This window comes from Paenibacillus sp. YN15 (genome assembly GCF_003285005.1).
Taxonomy (GTDB): domain Bacteria; phylum Bacillota; class Bacilli; order Paenibacillales; family NBRC-103111; genus Paenibacillus_AR.
The window spans coordinates 48,305-65,275 of sequence record NZ_QMFA01000030.1; the positions used below are offsets into that span (position 1 = coordinate 48,305).

At 56.4% G+C, this 16,971-nt stretch carries 10 protein-coding genes; 8 read left to right on the forward strand and 2 right to left on the reverse strand.

Annotated features, from left to right (window positions below; genetic code table 11):
• Nucleotides 1-80: 80 nt before the first annotated feature.
• Complete coding sequence (locus DQG13_RS21045) at nucleotides 81-977, reverse strand: YitT family protein (protein ID WP_113021853.1); 897 nt, start codon at nucleotides 975-977, stop codon at nucleotides 81-83.
• A gap of 66 nt (nucleotides 978-1,043) precedes the next feature.
• Nucleotides 1,044-1,856 (reverse strand): YitT family protein, encoded by an 813-nt coding sequence (locus DQG13_RS21050; RefSeq protein ID WP_113021901.1) that lies wholly within the window; start codon nucleotides 1,854-1,856, stop codon nucleotides 1,044-1,046.
• Nucleotides 1,857-2,561: 705 nt separating this feature from the next.
• Here DQG13_RS21050 and DQG13_RS21055 point away from each other — a divergent pair.
• From DQG13_RS21055 to DQG13_RS21090, 8 genes are all read left to right on the forward strand, one after another.
• Nucleotides 2,562-3,671 (forward strand): SGNH/GDSL hydrolase family protein, encoded by a 1,110-nt coding sequence (locus DQG13_RS21055; protein WP_258525793.1) that lies wholly within the window; start codon nucleotides 2,562-2,564, stop codon nucleotides 3,669-3,671.
• A 46-nt stretch (nucleotides 3,672-3,717) separates the two neighbouring features.
• Nucleotides 3,718-5,247, forward strand: coding sequence for an extracellular solute-binding protein (locus DQG13_RS21060; RefSeq protein ID WP_113021855.1), 1,530 nt, complete (start codon nucleotides 3,718-3,720; stop codon nucleotides 5,245-5,247).
• Nucleotides 5,244-7,082 (forward strand): cache domain-containing sensor histidine kinase, encoded by a 1,839-nt coding sequence (locus DQG13_RS21065; RefSeq protein ID WP_113021856.1) that lies wholly within the window; start codon nucleotides 5,244-5,246, stop codon nucleotides 7,080-7,082. Before DQG13_RS21060 ends, DQG13_RS21065 begins: the two co-directional genes overlap by 4 nt.
• Before the next feature lie 56 nt (nucleotides 7,083-7,138).
• Complete coding sequence (locus DQG13_RS21070; RefSeq protein ID WP_113021858.1) at nucleotides 7,139-8,746, forward strand: response regulator transcription factor; 1,608 nt, start codon at nucleotides 7,139-7,141, stop codon at nucleotides 8,744-8,746.
• A gap of 178 nt (nucleotides 8,747-8,924) precedes the next feature.
• Nucleotides 8,925-9,845 (forward strand): ABC transporter permease, encoded by a 921-nt coding sequence (locus DQG13_RS21075; protein ID WP_113021860.1) that lies wholly within the window; start codon nucleotides 8,925-8,927, stop codon nucleotides 9,843-9,845.
• A 49-nt stretch (nucleotides 9,846-9,894) separates the two neighbouring features.
• Nucleotides 9,895-10,854, forward strand: coding sequence for a carbohydrate ABC transporter permease (locus DQG13_RS21080; RefSeq protein WP_113021905.1), 960 nt, complete (start codon nucleotides 9,895-9,897; stop codon nucleotides 10,852-10,854).
• A 32-nt stretch (nucleotides 10,855-10,886) separates the two neighbouring features.
• Entirely contained in the window at nucleotides 10,887-12,413 is a 1,527-nt protein-coding gene (locus DQG13_RS21085; protein WP_113021862.1) for an extracellular solute-binding protein, read from the forward strand.
• 270 nt (nucleotides 12,414-12,683) lie between these two features.
• The gene (locus tag DQG13_RS21090) at nucleotides 12,684-16,928 is read left to right on the forward strand and encodes an S-layer homology domain-containing protein (protein ID WP_113021864.1); all 4,245 of its coding nucleotides are present in this window, start codon (nucleotides 12,684-12,686) and stop codon (nucleotides 16,926-16,928) included.
• Nucleotides 16,929-16,971: the final 43 nt, after the last annotated feature.

Here is a 16,971-nt window from a genome sequence, read left to right on the forward strand (position 1 = left end):
CGGGCAGATGACGGCTCTTTTTTGACGTATACCGGGGGGGGAAGCTGCCTGCATATGCGCACTGCCGGCCTTCCCCAAGGTCATCCCAGCTCGCTCATATCCTGAATGGGGCTGACGCCCATGGTTGCTTTCGGGTCCACCTGCTCTACAATGTGCAGAACCGCCTCTCCCTGGCGCTTGGGAATGGTGAGATACAGCTCATTCGGCCTTGCCGCTGCATGGATCGGATTCAGGAAACCGATGCCGGGAGTTTCGGCCAACGCCTTTCGGACAGCCTCCGGGCGTGTAGTCCGAATCCAGACGGCTTGGTAGCGGTGCAGAAGCTTGGTGGTTTTTTTGGTGACGGTCATGGCTACGGCATAGGTGACGACAGAATAGACGGCTTGATCCCATCCAAAAATAAATCCCGCCAGCCCCAATAGAACCAGGTTCACCAGGGTGATCAGCTCGTCGGTGGACAGGGGCAGCCGCTTTCTCATATAGTAGGCCGCTGTCTGCACACCGTCCATGGGCCCGGAATAGGCCAGCACCAGACCGGCGCCGATACCCAGGAAAACACCTCCGGCCAAGGCGGCCAAAGGCGGGTCCTCCACCAGGGGCGGGAAGGGATGCAGAATCAGGGTAATGCCGCTTAAGAGCAGGAAGCCGAAGGCGGTAAGGAAGAAGCGGCTCCGTTCCTTGGCGAAGCTGCTGTAAACCACATACGGCAGGTTCAGAATAAACAGAATGAGGCCCATCTTCATCTCGGTCATGTGGGATAGGAGGCTGGATAAGCCGTGTATGCCACCTGGAATAATGCGGTTAGGAGTGAGAAACATTTCTAATCCGAAGGCGGCCAGGAATGCTCCGGCGCCTACCGGTATCAGCCGCTTCCACCCGGTCATGGCTCTGCAATGAATGGCAGTTTTGGCATCGTTGCTTGAAAAATGGGATTCAGCGCTATTCCTGGCTTTCCGTTTTCGGTACAGAGGAAACACGCGCTTGTTCTCCCTCCTCTCTCAACTGAACAGGGTTTTTATAGTCGAAATAGTACAATCCTTTCGTCAGTGGATATTCTTTTTCTTGAAGCGGCCGCCCTTCACATCATGAATATTGCCTACGGCCAGGAAGGCCTTGGGGTCGATTTCGTCCACGATGGATTTCAGCTTGGCTTCCTCAAGGCGGGTGATGACGCAGAAGATCACCTTTTTCTCGCTGCCTGTGTAGGCGCCCTCTCCATTCAGATAGGTTACGCCGCGGCCCAGACGGTTGATGATGGAAGCGGCGATTTCCTGGTTTCGCTCGCTGATGATCCAGACGGATTTCGATTCCTCGAAGCCTTCAATGGTCAAATCGATCATCTTAAACGCTATATAATAAGCAATGAGTGAATACATGGCATTATTCCAGCCGAACACGAAACCGGCGCTGGCCAGAATGAACAGGTTGAAGAACATGACAATTTCGCCTACGGACATAGGCAGCTTTTTGCTGAAGAGGATGGCTACGATTTCCGTCCCGTCCAACGATCCCCCGGAGCGGATGACCAGGCCCACGCCTGTACCGAGAATAATACCGCCGAAGACGGCGGCCAGAAGCGGATCAATGGTAATGGGCTGAACCGGATGAAGAAGATTGGTGCCGATGGACATTACAGCAACGGAAAAGAGAGTGGATAAGGCGAAGGTCTTGCCAATTTGTTTATAACCCAGGAACAGGAAGGGGAGATTTAAGATGAATAGGAAAAGTCCGAGGTTCCAGCCGCTCAAATGGGACGCGATAATGGATATGCCCACGATGCCGCCGTCGATAATATTGTTGGGAACCAGAAAAATCTCCAGCCCCACCGAAACCATGCTTGCGCCTACCAGCATCATACATATGCGCCAGAGGAATTTCTGGGCGGACAAGCGCGTGTGGCTGGGCTGAGTGTATACCTTGATTTCTTCTAAAGTTTGCACTTGTTCATTCATAAGGCATCACCTCGATCACGGGAATATTTCATCAGTCCGCAGGACGGATAAGGTCGTTATGGAAGGGCAAGTTTGGAAAGGTGAAAATAGCATTGAAAATAGAAGAAACTGGCGAAGTTCGTATATTGTTCATAATAATTGTATCCAAACGTATACAATAAATCAAGTTGATTAAGAAAAGATGAACTTATGACGTAGCATCTGACGCTGCACCGACGGAGACAAAAATATCCGGTGCGGCCGCACTATTTTGGGCATCTCATCGTCTCGTCACCCTCTCCCGCGCTTCCCCTTCCCTAACGCAGATCGCAAACCGCTGACGCATCCGGTCTATTATGAAGCTGCCGTAGCTTGCGGGGGAATTATCCAGTATAATAGGAATGTTGGAGGCTTCCCGGAATATGCTTCTAGTAAAGCGGGACAACCAGGCTGCTGAATGTAAGCGCTTTAATGGGTGGAAACCTGACATTGGTATAATAAAATCCCTTGTCATCCCCATAATGCGATTCTATAATGTAATATAATATGACATGTACCTGGCGACAGTTTCGGGCGAACCAACAAAACCGCAAGAACCGGTAAACATGTTGATGCAGGAGGTCCTTGAAATTGAACGAGAAAAAAAGCTCCACACTGGAGCAATTTGACCGCAATATGCGCATGAGCGGCACCCGGGAGGAGGGGCTCTGCTGGTTTGACCCCAGAGAAGCGCCTTTCCGCTTGGGCGGCTTTCCCTGGATCAGCCGGGACGGCGTTTACCGGCGGATGCCGCTCCATCCGGCGGAGCCCTTGCCCCAGGCGGTGGACTGGCTGGCCAATCATACGGCGGGCGGGCATATCCGCTTCCGGACAGACTCCCGGGAGGTCCATATCCGGGTGAAGCTGAAGGACCGGGCCAATATGTACCACATGGCCCCCACCGGGCAATGCGGCTTCGACTGCTACATCGGCGGGCCGGGCGAGGAGAAATTCGCCGGAACCGCCACCCTCCGCCCGGAGGAGCCGGCGTATACCGTCCGCCTCACAGCCTTTAAGGAGCGGGAAATCCGCAGCTATACCCTCTATTTTCCCCTGTATCAAGGGGTGGAGGAAGTATATGTGGGCTTGGAGGAGGAGGCGGAGCTGCTCACGCCTGTGCCCTTCCCCGAAGAGCGCCCTGTTGTGCTGTACGGTACCTCCATTACCCAAGGGGGCTGCGCCTCCCGTCCGGGTATGGCCTATCCCAATATTTTGAGCCGCGGGATGAAGCGGGAAATGGTGAACCTGGGTTTCTCCGGCAGCGGCAAGGGAGAGCCGGAGGTAGCGCGGGTCATTGCCTCCTTGCCTGATCCGGCCTGTCTGGTGCTGGATTATGAAGCCAATTGCGACGGCCTGGAGCGGCTGCAGGTGACCATGCCGGCTTTTATCCGCATACTGCGGGAAAGCCATCCGCTTGTGCCCATAGCCGTGATTACCCGGATCAGGCCGCCCAAGGCGGACTGGGATGGGGAGTTCCGGGAGGCCATGCTGGCGCGGCGGGTTTACCAGCTGGAGCTGGTGGAGACCCTGCGGCAGGAAGGCGACCGGCTGCTCTTCGGGATTGACGGCTACACGCTCTTGGGCGACCAATATGCGGAGAGCACGGTGGACGGGACACATCCCACCGATCTGGGGTTTTCCTTGATTGCGGCGGCGCTTCTGCCGCAGCTGTCCCGGCTGCTGGAGACGGCGGCACAGTAAGGCGCGGAATCCCAAGCGGGTAAAGCGGGAGGGGGAGAACAGGACAATGACATCAAGAGCTGCATGGGTCCTTTGTCTTTTGACGGCAGGGGCCGCGGTGTTGGCCGGCTGCGAGGGAGAAGCCGCCGGGGAGGGGGGGCCGGCCCCGGCCGGAACAGCCAAGGGCAAATCCGTCTCCATTGTGGTGAATAGGCTGGGGATGAATTTCCCGGCGGGAATGGACGAGAACAACAACCCGTACCTCTCCTTTATCGAAGACCGCATCGGCCTGGATCTCAATGTAATTGCCCCGCCGGAGGAGGTCTACGAGGAGAAGGTGAACCTGACCATGTCCTCGGGCAATCTTCCCGATGTGGTTCATATTTTCAAGCCTCTCTGGTTTGACCATTATCTGCAGCAGGATGCCCTGCTTCCCCTGGACGATTGGCTGGATAAGTACGGAGCCGATCTGAAGCGCAAAATTCCCCGGGAGGCTTGGGAACGGGTCAGCTTCAACGGAAAAATCTACGCCATCCCCAGCCTCAACGAGGTGCGGGGCATCGAGCTGATGTACGTGCGCAAGGATTGGCTGGACAAGGTGGGGCGCAAGGCGCCTGTGACGCTGGACGAATACTATGACGTTATTAAGGCCTTCACCCTGGAGGACCCGGACGGCAACGGCAAGAATGACACCTACGGGTTGACTCTGGGCGAAAACCTGATCCGGTCCGCCCCCTTCTTCGGCGCCTTCGGCACCCAGCTGGACAGCTGGATTCTGAAGGACGGCGGGCTCCAATACGGCAGTGTGATACCGGAGGCCAAGGAGGCGCTGGCCTTTCTCGCCAAGCTGTACACGGAGAAGCTGCTTGATCCGGAATTTGTTTTAAACCGCAACACCAGCCTGGTGCAAAAGATTGAAAACGGACAGGTGGGCCTGTACTCCGCCACCTGGTACGATACCCGCGGTCCCATCGCCAGCAATAAGGCGAAATTTCCCCAGGCGGAGTGGATGCCCCTGGAATATCCCACCGGTCCCCGCGGCCAGAAGGGCGTTTATGACAAGGATCTGATCCGGGGCTACAATGTTATTCCCAAAGGCGCCTCCAATCCCGAGGGCGCGGTCCGCTATCTGGAGTTTCTGGCCAGCGACGAGGGCTACAAGACCCTGAAGCTGGGGTTCGAGAATCAGATCTGGAGCATGCAGAACGGCAAAATGGTGACGGATTTCGCCCAGCATGACAAGCATTTGTACCGGGGCATCTACCAATCCATGGTGGACGTGCTGGACCCGGAGCTGAATAAGCAGCGTTTGGATTCCCTGGGGGATTTTCACCTGTACGAAAACCTGAAGATTATCGAGCAAAATCTCATCAAGAATGAATTTTACGGCTCGCCCACCCCTGCCATGGGCCGGCTGTCCGGACAGCTCCCCAATTTGCAGGAGGCGTTTGCGCGGATCATCATGGGGGTGGAGCCGCTGGAGGCCTTTGACCGGTATGTGGAGGAATGGAAGGCCAACGGCGGCGCTTTGATTACCGAAGAGGTCAACGCCTGGTACAAGGAAAAAACCGCCGCAGCCGGCAGGGTGTCCCCATGAGGGCCCTGTGGCGCTGGGTCCGCAGCCAATTTTCCGGACATATTCAGGTGCGGCTGACAGGGTACTTTCTTCTGATCCTGCTGCCTCTTGTTGTCATCAGCCTGTTTGCCGTGGAGCGGTCCCGGGACCTGTTGTACCAGCAGGCGGTGGAGCGCTCCCAGCTGGCCCTGTCCTCCTCCATGGATTATATCGACCTTACCCTGCAGAACATCGAAGAGCTTTCCGCGCTGATTGCCACCGACCCCGCCGTGGTGCAGCAGCTCAACAAAACGGGCAAGGAGCTGCCGCCGGAGTCCATCGTGGAATTCTCGCGGATGCTCAAGCAGCTGTCCAACATGAACGCCGTGAATCATATCGTGTCCCAGATTACCGTTTATCACCATGCGTCCCATATGATGATCTCCACCAATTTCGGCGGCAGGCGCCTCACCTCCGAACCCATGCAGGAGTGGATGGTCCAGACGGCGCGGGAGAAGGGGACGGCCATCCGCTACGTGATGCCCGATGAGTCTGTATCAGGAACCGCCTTTGGCAGCGTTATCAGCACGGACAGCATTTCCCTGGTCCGCTCCATGGATCTGTACAATGTCAACCGCCAGCCCAATGTGCTGATGATCACCCTCAACAAAAGCAGGCTGCTGGGCGTTATCAAGTCGCAGCTTCCTTCGCCCCAGGCCAAAATCTATCTTCATACGGAGACGGGGCGGGTGGTGGCGGGCACCGGCGAAGCGGCGGCTGACGGGGGACTGCCGGCTATTTCCGGCAAGGAGATGGCGGTAACGGTGGATTCCGGCTATTCCAATTGGCATCTGACCATGATGCAGCCCGAGGCGGAGCTGTACCGGGAGACGGATAAGCTGCGGGCATTCACCTATGTGATCATCGCGGTAAGCGTGCTTTTGGCGGTGGGGATTTCCTGGGTGGTCTACAGCGGCATTGCCTCGCCGGTGCATAAGCTGGCGGTGGGCATGAAGCAGCTGTCCGCCGGCAACCTGAACATCCGGCTGGCCAACCGGCAGAAGGATGAGTTCGGGTATCTGACGGAGGCCTTTAACCGGATGGTGGCCTATCAGAGGCATTTGATTGAGGACCATTACGAGCAGGAGCTGGAGCTGCTGAAGACGGAGCTGAAGTTTCTCCAGTCCCAGATCAATCCCCATTTTTTGTACAATACCCTGGATTCCATCTACTGGTCGGCGCAAAATTACGAGGCTACGGAAATCAGCGAGATGGTGCTGAATTTGTCCCGGTTTTTCCGTCTGAGCCTGAATAAGGGCAGAGAGGTGTTTACCCTCCAGGAGAATATGGAGCATCTGCACTATTACATCCGCATCCAGCAAATCCGCTTCCTGGACAATTTCCGAGTGGAGTACCGGCTGCAGGAGGAAACCAAGAATGTCCCCATGCTGAAGCTGCTGCTCCAGCCTTTGGTGGAGAATGCCATTCTCCACGGTATGGAGGACCGGGCCAGCGGCGGGCTGCTGGTGATCTCCAGCTGGATCGAGGGCGGCAGCCGGCTGAATATCCGGGTGGAGGACAACGGCCCGGGAATTGAGCCGGAGCGGCTGGCTTATATGCGCCATGAGCTGGAGAAAGCAGGCCGGCTGGATTACCGGATCAAGCGGGAGGAGGAGGTCCGCGACCTGTTCGGGCTGCGGAATGTCATTGCCCGGATGAAGCTGTACTATGGCAAGGGGGCGGAGCTGGTCATCGACAGTGTGGAGGGCCAGGGCACCTTTGTAACGGTTTCGCTGCCTCTGGACCGCTGCGGAAGCGATTTGCGGCCGATGGCGGAGGAGCTGAATCCGGCGCAGGAGGGGCTGACCGGAGGCTGAAACGCTCCACAGGCACAGGGTAGAGTGGAGTGAACATGGACAAGGAGGACAAGGGCATGAATCTGATGATCGTGGAGGATGAGCTTCGGCTGCGCAATTCCCTTGCCAACAATATTCCCTGGGAGGAGCACGGCATTGAGGTGGTAGGGCTGGCGGGCAACGGCCAGGAGGCGCTGGCGATGGTGGAGCGGAAGCGGCCGGATATTATGCTCCTGGATGTGCAGATGCCGGGCATGGACGGGCTGACCCTGGTCCGTACCCTAAGGCAGAAGCAGGAAACCCGGATTTTTATGAAATTCATCATCTTAAGCGGGCATGACAATTTCGGGTTTGCCCAAAATGCCATGGCCCAGGGAGTATCCCGGTACCTGCTGAAGCCGGCAGGCGAGAAGGAGATTCTGGACGCCGTGTTGGAGGCGGGCGAAGAGCTGCGGCGGGAACTGGAGGAATGGCAGAAGCAGGCGGCCCTTCAGGAAAAGTGGCAGGAGCATCTGCCCCTGCTCCAGAACGGTTTCTTCCAGCGTTGGGCGGACGGCGGCTACGGGCTGGCCGAGCTTCTCCGCCGGGCCCGGGACTATAATATCGAGCTGCCGGAGGATTCCCGGCTGGCGGCAGCCTTAGTGGGTCTGGACCCGGCGCCCGGAGGGGAGGAAGCTGCCGGGCGGGATGATGAGCCGCTCCTGGCCTTTTCTCTCCAGTGCATGGCCCGGGATATGCTGCCGGAGCCCGGCTGTTATGCCAGCGGGGATCTGGAGGGCAAGCTGCTCCTGATCTTTTTGCTGCCGCCGGGGGAGGATGAGCGGGAAGCTCTGCTGCGGGTAGGCGCCTCCCTGGTCAGGCTGCTGTCCCATGCCAAGGAGGTGCTGAAGGCCACCTTCAGCGCCGGGGTTTGCGGCCGCACCGGGGGCCTGGAGGAGCTGGGCCCTCTGGTGCAGGAGGCGCGGCGCGCCCTCCGGGAGCGGATGGTGTATGGCACCGACATTGTGATTCCCTACCGGGAGCGGGGGCGCGCCAATAAGGCCATGGAATCCCAGCCCACTCTGGAGAAGGCGCTGGAGATTGCCCTGGAGACGGCTGACGAGGACAAGGCCATGGAAGCCTTGACCGGGCTGTGGGAGGCCGGGCTGGGCCGGGCCGAATCGGCGGAGGAGGTGCATGAGACGGTGCTGTACTTAAGCAGCCTGTTCGTCCGCATCATCCAGAAGCAGGGCTGGTCCGTCAGGCAGGTGGTGGAAGGGGACATGGACAATTTCCTCCATGTCCGGCTGCTGGACACCCGGGAGGAAACCTGGTCCTGGCTCACCCGCACCGTCAAGAAAATCGCCGCCTTCGTCCGCAAGGAGCGCAGCACCACCAGCAACCAGGTGGTCAAATCCATTCTGGCCATCGTCGATCAGGAGATTGACCGGGATATTACCCTGCATATGGTGGCGGACCGGATGTATGTAAACTCTTCTTACTTAAGCCGCCTGTTTAAGCAGGAGACGGGAGTCTCCTTCTCCTCCTATGTCCTGGAGCGCAAAATGGAAAAAGCCAAGTCCATCCTCCAGGAGGGGGGCAAGGTATACGACGCCGCCCGTTTGGTCGGCTATCGCGATGTCAGCTATTTTACCAAAGTCTTTCGGAAATATTGGGGAGTCACTCCCGGGGAAATGAAAATATAACATGACCTGTGAGCCTGAAGCGTTTTCTTATGAAAAGGCGGAGGGCTCTTTTTCATTTTCCGGGCAAAATCCAACATCAAAGTACCAGAAATAGTAATGGTCCTCACCTACTCATAAGCCCCCGCAATCACTAAAATTTAAGTACAGAGGAAACAAGACAAGAGGAGGGTGAGGCGCAATGGAACGCGGCAATTCCAGAGGACTGGGACGTGAGCTTCGCCGGGAATGGGATTTGTATCTGCTTCTGATTCCGGGCATTCTCTGCATACTGCTGTTCAGATACACGCCGATGTACGGAATTATTATCGCATTTAAGGATTTTAACATCTTTGACGGAATGGCGGCCAGCCCGTGGGTGGGCCTTAAGCATTTCCACAAGCTGTTTACGTACCCCGATTTTTTGCAGGTATTCAAAAATACCATTATCATCAGCTTCCTGAAAATCGCCTTTCTCTTCCCGCTGCCCATTCTGGTGGCAGTTCTGTTGAACGAGCTCAAAAACGTTGTTTTTAAACGCACGGTGCAAACGGTAATCTATCTGCCCCACTTTCTCTCCTGGGTTATTGTCAGCGGCCTGTTCATCGACCTGCTCTCCTCCAATGGCGGCCTGGTCAACAAGATGCTGGAGGCCATGGGCTTTACCCCCATCTCCTTTTTTATGGACAATGACGTCTTCCGCAGTGTGCTGGTCACCTCGGCAGGCTGGAAGGAAACCGGCTGGAGCACCATCGTCTACCTGGCCGCCTTCTCCACCATCGACCCGCAGCTGTATGAAGCCGCCAGAATGGACGGGGCAGGGCGGCTGCGCCAGGTCTGGCATATTACGCTGCCGGGCATTGCGCCCACCATCCTGCTGATGTTCATCCTCCGCCTGGGCAGCATTCTGGAGGCCGGCACCGAGCAGATTCTGGTGATGTACAATCCCACCGTTTACAAAACCGCCGATGTTATCGGCTCCTACGTCTACCGGATGGGCTTGGGCAACCAGGATTACAGCTTTACCACGGCGGTTGGGCTGTTTGAGTCGGTAATCGCCTTCGTTCTGGTCATCTCGGGCAATGCCCTAAGCCGGAAGTACCTGCAAAGGGGCATCTGGTAATGAGGGCAAACACAGATTGCAACGAAAGGAGAACGGATCGATGGCTGAAATGAATCTCCAGGCCGAAGCGCCGGAAACCTCTGCCCGCCCCCAAACGGCAGACCCGGCAGGAACCCGGCAGACAAAACGAAGCAATATCATTAAAACTAGCGTGTCCGAAAGAATATTCACCGTCTGCAACTATATCTTCTTCATTCTGGTGGGCTTCACCACCCTGGTTCCTTTTGTGAATCTGATCGCCAAATCCCTGAGCAGCGAACATGCCGTCATTTCCGGAAGAGTAACCCTGATTCCCATTGATGTCCAGTTCGGCACCTACAAATATGTCATGGAAGACAGCATGTTCCTCAATGCCCTGAAAATTTCCGTTATTCTCACCTTGGTAGGGACCTTCCTAAGCCTGCTGGTGACGACGATTACCGCCTACCCCCTGTCCAAGCCCAATTTGCGAGGGCGGAAATGGTTCCTGCTCATGTTTATTTTCACCATGCTGTTCAGCGGGGGGCTTATCCCCATGTATTTGCTGATGCAGAACCTGCATCTGGTGAACAAGCTGCCGGTGCTGTTCCTGCCCGGTATGGTGAATGTCTTTAATATGCTGATTATTAAAAACTATTTTGAAGGTTTGCCGGACGGGCTGGAGGAATCCGCCAAGCTGGACGGCGCCGGGAATATCCGGGTGCTGGTCTCCGTGGTGCTTCCGCTGTCCATGCCGGTACTGGCCACCATTGCCCTGTTTTTTGCCGTGGGATATTGGAATGACTATTTCGCATCCATGATCTACATCACCAATCCTCATCTAAAGCCTCTGCAGCTGTATTTGAAGGAGCTCCTGGTTGCGTCCAGCGGGGATTTCCTGAAGGACAACATCGATGCGGCGCTGAACACCACGCCCCAGTCCATTCAAGCGGCTTCGATTCTGCTGGCTACCATTCCGATTTTGTTGGTTTACCCGTTCCTGCAGAAGTATTTTGTGAAAGGCGTGCTGGTAGGATCGGTGAAGGGATAGATTATTTATATTCATCTTAGGGAGGTAAGTCCATGTTGAAAAAATCAGTTGTATTGGCAAGTGTAGTGGCATTATCCTTGCTCGGCGCGGCTTGCGGAGGTTCGTCGTCAACGGATGGGGGTTCCACACCCAGCAGCGCTCCGTCCACAGGAGCAACCGCATCTCCGGCGGCTTCGGAGGGACCCAAGGCGCCCTTGCGGATGCTTATGCAATACGGGCGGTTTGACCCCAACAAGGATTTCACCGCTGGTCTGATCAAGGATAAAACCGGCTATGATGTCACCTACGACATGCTGCCTGCGGAAAACTATGATGAAAAGCTGAACCTCATGGTGGCAAACAAAGAAGAATTCGATGTTATGAAGCTGAGCGCAACCCAATTTTTCAAGCTGGCCACCTCCGGGGCTCTGGAGCCGTTGGATGATCTGGTGAACAAGTACGGTCCCAATGTCAATCAGGCCATCAAGCCCCAATCCTGGACCAGCACCACCATTGACGGGAAAAAATACGCCATCCCCGAAACCGGGTCCGGCATATCCGTAGGCGAAGAGCTGATTATCCGCCAGGATTGGCTGGATGAGCTGGGGCTTAAGATGCCTACCACCCTGGACGAATTTTACACCGTTTTGAAAACCATCAAGGAAAAGAAAAATATTATCCCGCTTACAGGCAGCAAGGACTCTCTCTATGGCGACATTGCCGCCGCCTTCGGCGTGCCGTACGGCAGCACCTCGGATTGGGTATTGAAGGACGGCAAGCTGCTGCATAAGGCCGAGCTGCCGGAGATGAAGGAATTCCTCACTTACATGAACAAGCTGAATGCGGAGGGCCTGCTTGATCCGGAGATGGCCATTAATACCGCTGCCAAGGCTATTGAGAAGTTCACCGGCGGCAAAGCGGCCGTCTACAAGCTGGCCTGGTGGAATGCGCCCAATACCATGACCGCCCTGACCAAAAACTTCCCTGAAGCCAAGGTGTCCGTAGTTCCTTTCCTGAAGGGCAAGGACGGCAAGGTATCCTTAAGCGTCAGCAACGGCACAAGCTGGTATATCGCCATTCCCAAGTATTCCAAGCATAAGGAAGACGCCATGAAGCTGCTCAATGCCAAGCTGGAAAAGGAAACCTTCAAAAGTCTGGCCATCGGCATCGAAGGCACCCATCATGAAGTCAAGGACGGCAAGTTCTTCCCGATTCTGCCTAAATTCAACGACGACCTGACCAACGGCAGTGTGTTTATGACCGGTGTGGATGAAACCAATTATCCTATCTATTGGCAGGCCCGGGTGCGCAAGGACCCCGTGCTCCAGAAATTCTATGAGGATTTCCAAAAGAATGCGGAGGGCCTCCTGGTGGAAGACCCCATGTCCTTTGCGCCGCCTATTGACGCCATCTCCAAAAACAAGCAAAAGCTCACCAAGCTTCTGGACGACAATGTGATCAAGTTTATCAGCGGCTCCGAGCCGGTTGCCAATTACGACAAGTTCCTGACCCAATGGAAAGCGGAAGGCGGGGACGAAACCATCAAGGCCGCCAACGAATGGTATAAAACCAAGAAGTAAACGACATTCCCCCGAATGAAAATGCGACAATCATGCATTTTCGTAACAAGCCAAGCCCATGCGCCCCGGACAGGGGAACGGACTCCGGCAGCAGCAAAGAATCATCAGCACACCACGGGCAGCGCGCGATCAAGCGGCTGCCTGTGGCATAGAATCGGAGAAATGCCATCCTGTCCGGGAGGGCTCCGGACCGGCAAGGCTGGGCTATCTGTTGGTCCATGCCGGCTATGCCGGGATTTGCGCCATTATCCCATCCCGTCAGGAGTGTGAATGATGACCTTCGCTTCTGCTAGAAAAACCGTAAGCTTGTGGACCATCGTACTGCTTATTGCCGCCCTGCTTGCCCCTGTTTGGCCATATGGCGCAACCTATGCGTCTGCGGCGGAGCCGGATGGGGAGGCCGCCGCACCCCAGGTTGCCGCCGGTGTAACCGATCAGGTATATTCCGTAACCGACGCGGTTTATTTGGTTTCCGCCCTGGTTTTGACCACCGCCTCGGGAACCGAAGTGACTTCCCCAGCATTTAAGGTAGCGGGAAGAATTGACCAATATGCAGCAGACGGGAATCTGGCTGTGAAGGTTGGGGAAACCGCCGCCGCCATTGGAGCTGATGGAAGCTTTACCGCTACCGTTCCCTTGAAGGAAGGCCTGAACAGCTTAACGGTGCAGCTTTTGGCGGGAGCCGCTGTTTTGGACAGCGAAACGTTGACCGTCACCTACAAACCGCCTGCTGCCGGGAATGGGGTGGAGGTGGAGGCCGCTCCCGAGGATATTACCGTCAATATTGAAGGCCCCCGCAAGAAGATTGACTATATCGACCAGGATATAACGGGTATCGACAATATTATTGCTTTGTTCACCCGGGAATTTGGAAGTACCATTACGATTCCTCTTTATAATGTGGCGGTACAAGTAGGTGCCGACAGCAGGGTCATGCGCGTGGTGAACCCGGCAGGAAGTACCGGAGTCCCGAGCTGGACCGGTCCCACGGAGCTGGAGATTCCCCAGGGCGGCTACGTGCTGCATGCCCAGGATACCAGCTATGCCAACAATGACATTAAGCGTTTTTTGGCTACCAAGTTTAAGGTTGGCGATGTGATCAAGCTCCGCAAGAACGGCGAGGTGGTGCCGGTCAGCGAGCTGATGAGCGGCCGGGTGAAGCTGGCCCTGGACAATTACCAGATGGTCACCTCCACCAAAGCCCAGGAGCTGGTCAGCGGAAATATAAGCAATGTGGCGGATCTGTCTGCTATCCAATTGCTGATCAATGACACGGCTGTGCCTGTGGCGGCGGACGGCAGCTTTTCCTACAGTTATCCGCTCCAGTCAGGCATCAACTATATCCAGGTGAAGGTGATGAAGAACGGCGTGGAGGATACCAGCCGTGATCTGGTTGTCTTCAGCCGCCCGGGCTTCACCTCCGGCAAGGGCGTTATTCTGTGGGTGGACCAGGCCGCCAACGCCCGGAAATTTCAAACCAGCCAGCATGTGTACGAATTTCTGAAAAAGGCCAAGGATAACGGGGTTACGGAAGTGGTTTTCGATGTGAAGGGTGTGGAGGGATATGCTTCTTATAAGAAGAATGACCTTACCGGGCGTCCTTATGTCAGCGAAATTACCGCACCCGCCAAAGCCGGGGCAAACCCCGATCTGGACCTGCTGGAGGAATTTATAACCCACGGGCATGATCTGGGGCTGAAAATTCATGCAGCCATCAATGTATTTGCCGAGGGCTCCATCGCCAGCAATGAATATGCCGTGCTGGACGATCATACGGATTGGGAGGAACGGATTTATGTTCCGGAGAACAACGGGCAGATCAAACGTCTGCGGGAGAGCGCCAAACAAGGGCTGGTGGCTTTTGTAAACCCGTCCAATGATGAAGTCCGTCAATATGAGCTGAAGACCTTCGAGGAGGTCATCAAAAACTACGATGTGGACGGTGTGGTTCATGACCGGGGCCGTTATGACAATGAGTCGGCGGATTTCAGCGATTTGACCCGGACCAAGTTCGAGGCTTTCCTTCAGGCCAGAGGCAAACAACTGCATAATTGGCCTGCGGATGTATTTAGCTATAACGGCTCCATCCGGGTGAACGGGCCTTTGATCCAGGATTGGTGGGAGTTCCGCTCCGGCACCATCAAGAGCTTTTTCGGCGAAGTGAAGAGTCTGGTGGACTCCTATGAAGCCTCTGCGGGAAGGGAAATTCAAGTTTCCTCCTATGTAGGGTCCTGGTATGAAACCTACTATCTGAACGGGGTAAACTGGGGCAGCCCCAATTTCCGCTTCGATTCCAGATTGGGCCTGAAGGATGAATCCGTCTATACACCGGGGTATTATCAGACGGGTTACATTGAATATCTGGATTTTCTGATGGTCGGGGCGTACCAAACCACCGGGCAGGAGGTGGAAAAGTACATCACCCTGGGCAATATTGTTACCAACGGGGAAATCCCTCTGTATGCGGGGATTGCCTTGACCAATGTCCAGGCGCCGGAGCTGCAGCGGGAGGTTTTCCAGTCGGGTTTGGCCAATACCAACGGTCTGATGCTGTTCGACGCCTCCCAGATCAACTGGCCTATCGCCTCTGCGGCGCTGAAGAATCAGGTGTATGTCAAGGACTACCAGGTGGGCTTCAGTTTACCGGGCAACCCGGAGCACTTCCTGGAAGGGAATTTCCATAATATCAATTTGGTAGAAGGGAATATCAATGCGTATACGGATTCCTTCGGTTATTCTACCGGCACCTCCCGTTTTGGGGTGGAGGTTGTGGTAGAGGCGGATGGGACGGTTTCCAAGGTTCTGAACCGGAACCAGGCCATCAACTGGAGTTGGGGCTCCCCGGAGGAAAACAACAGTGTGATTCCTACCGGCGGTTTTGTGATCTCGACCCTGGACCCGTCGGGCACCAAAACCAAACGCCAGCTTGTAGCCAATGCCTATAAGCCGGGCGATGAGGTGCGAGGCGCGCTGTTGAGCGGATATCTGCCTTATGAGGGGATGAAAACCGCCGACAGCCAGGTTGCGGTGAAGGGCAATGTTGAGGTTCTGGGCAAGGGGGCTGCGAACGTGCAGGTGGCGGGCAAAGCTGCCGCTGTCAGCAGCACCGGCGACTTCCAAGCAACTGTTCCGCTGACGGTGGGGGTTAACTCCGTCACCATGGCCGTGTATGTGGACGGGTTCAAAACCAATGAAAAAACCGTTCAGATTACCCGAACTCAAAGCACAGGCGGTTCCTCAGGCTACGGCGGCGGAGTTGCGGAACCGGAGTTGGTCAAACAGACCGCAATAACAGGCCCGGACGGGCGTGCCGCTGCTCTCTTTCAGGTGCATGAGGCACAGTTGGCAGCCAAGCTGAAGGCATTGATTGGGACTGCGGGAGCGGCAAGCGGCAAGCCGGAGCTGCAAATTCCGGCTACGGACAGTACCGGTGCGGCCGGCAAGGGCGCTGTAACGGTGAGCATTCCGGTAGGGCCGTTTGCGGCAGCGGTGGCTTCCCTTCCCGGTGGAGGGAAGGTCGTGGTGCAGACTGACCTGGGCCAGCTTGCCTTGCCCATGGATGTCCTGTCCCAGTGGACACAAAGCGCGGCGGCAGGCAAAAGTGTAGAGCTGACTCTGCGTCCGGTGCCGGAGGCGGAGCAAACGGCTCTTGCAGGCAAGCTTCAGGCTAAGGGGGCTTCCGGGCTGGCAGAGGCAATCGAAATTAGCCTGGGAGTCAAGGAGGGAGAGCGGCTTGCTCCGCTTACCCTCCCCAAGGGCAGCAAGGGTATGCTGAGTCTGCCTCTGGCGTCCTCAGCCGATCCCGGCCGGCTTACGGTGATGAGGCTGAACAAGGAAGGCGGGCTGTCCTTTGTTCCGGCGAAGATTGAAGCGGCGGCATCGGGGAGTCTGACAGTCCATGTACGTCTGGACGGGACTGTTACACTGGCGGTTGCCCAAGTGGAGCCGGAAACCTACGGGGATATGACCGGCCACTGGGCGGAAAAGGCGGTAGGCTTTCTGTCCGCCAAGCTTGTGGTGGACAGTATGGGTGACGGCGGCTTCCTGCCGGAGTCACCGCTGACCCGGGCGCAATATTCGGCCATGCTGGTGCGGGCCTTGGGACTTGAGGCTTCCGCTGCGGCCACGGGCGGTATCTTTACGGATGTGGCGGCTGATTCCTGGTATGCCGTTTCTGTCAACGCCGCCGTTTATGCGGGGATTACGGAGGGTTACGAGGACGGCAGCTTCCGTCCGGATGCGCGGATCACCCGCGAGGAGATGGCGGTGATGCTGTACCGGGCGCTGCAAGCGGCAAACGCCGCTCCTGCGGCGGATGCTTCTGCGGTGGCCGGGCTGGCCGACGGCAGTGAGCTGGCCGGCTGGTCCCGTGAAGCAGTGGGCGCGCTGCTGGCCGGCGGCCTGATTAACGGACGGACCGAAGGCGGCTTTGTCCCCGCGGCGGATGCTACCCGGGCCGAAGGCGCGGCTGTGCTGCAGCGATTGCTGGGGTATCTGGAAGCCAACTGGTTCTAAGTTCAACCTCAGGGCAACAATGCGGCAGCGGCTGCGTTGTTGC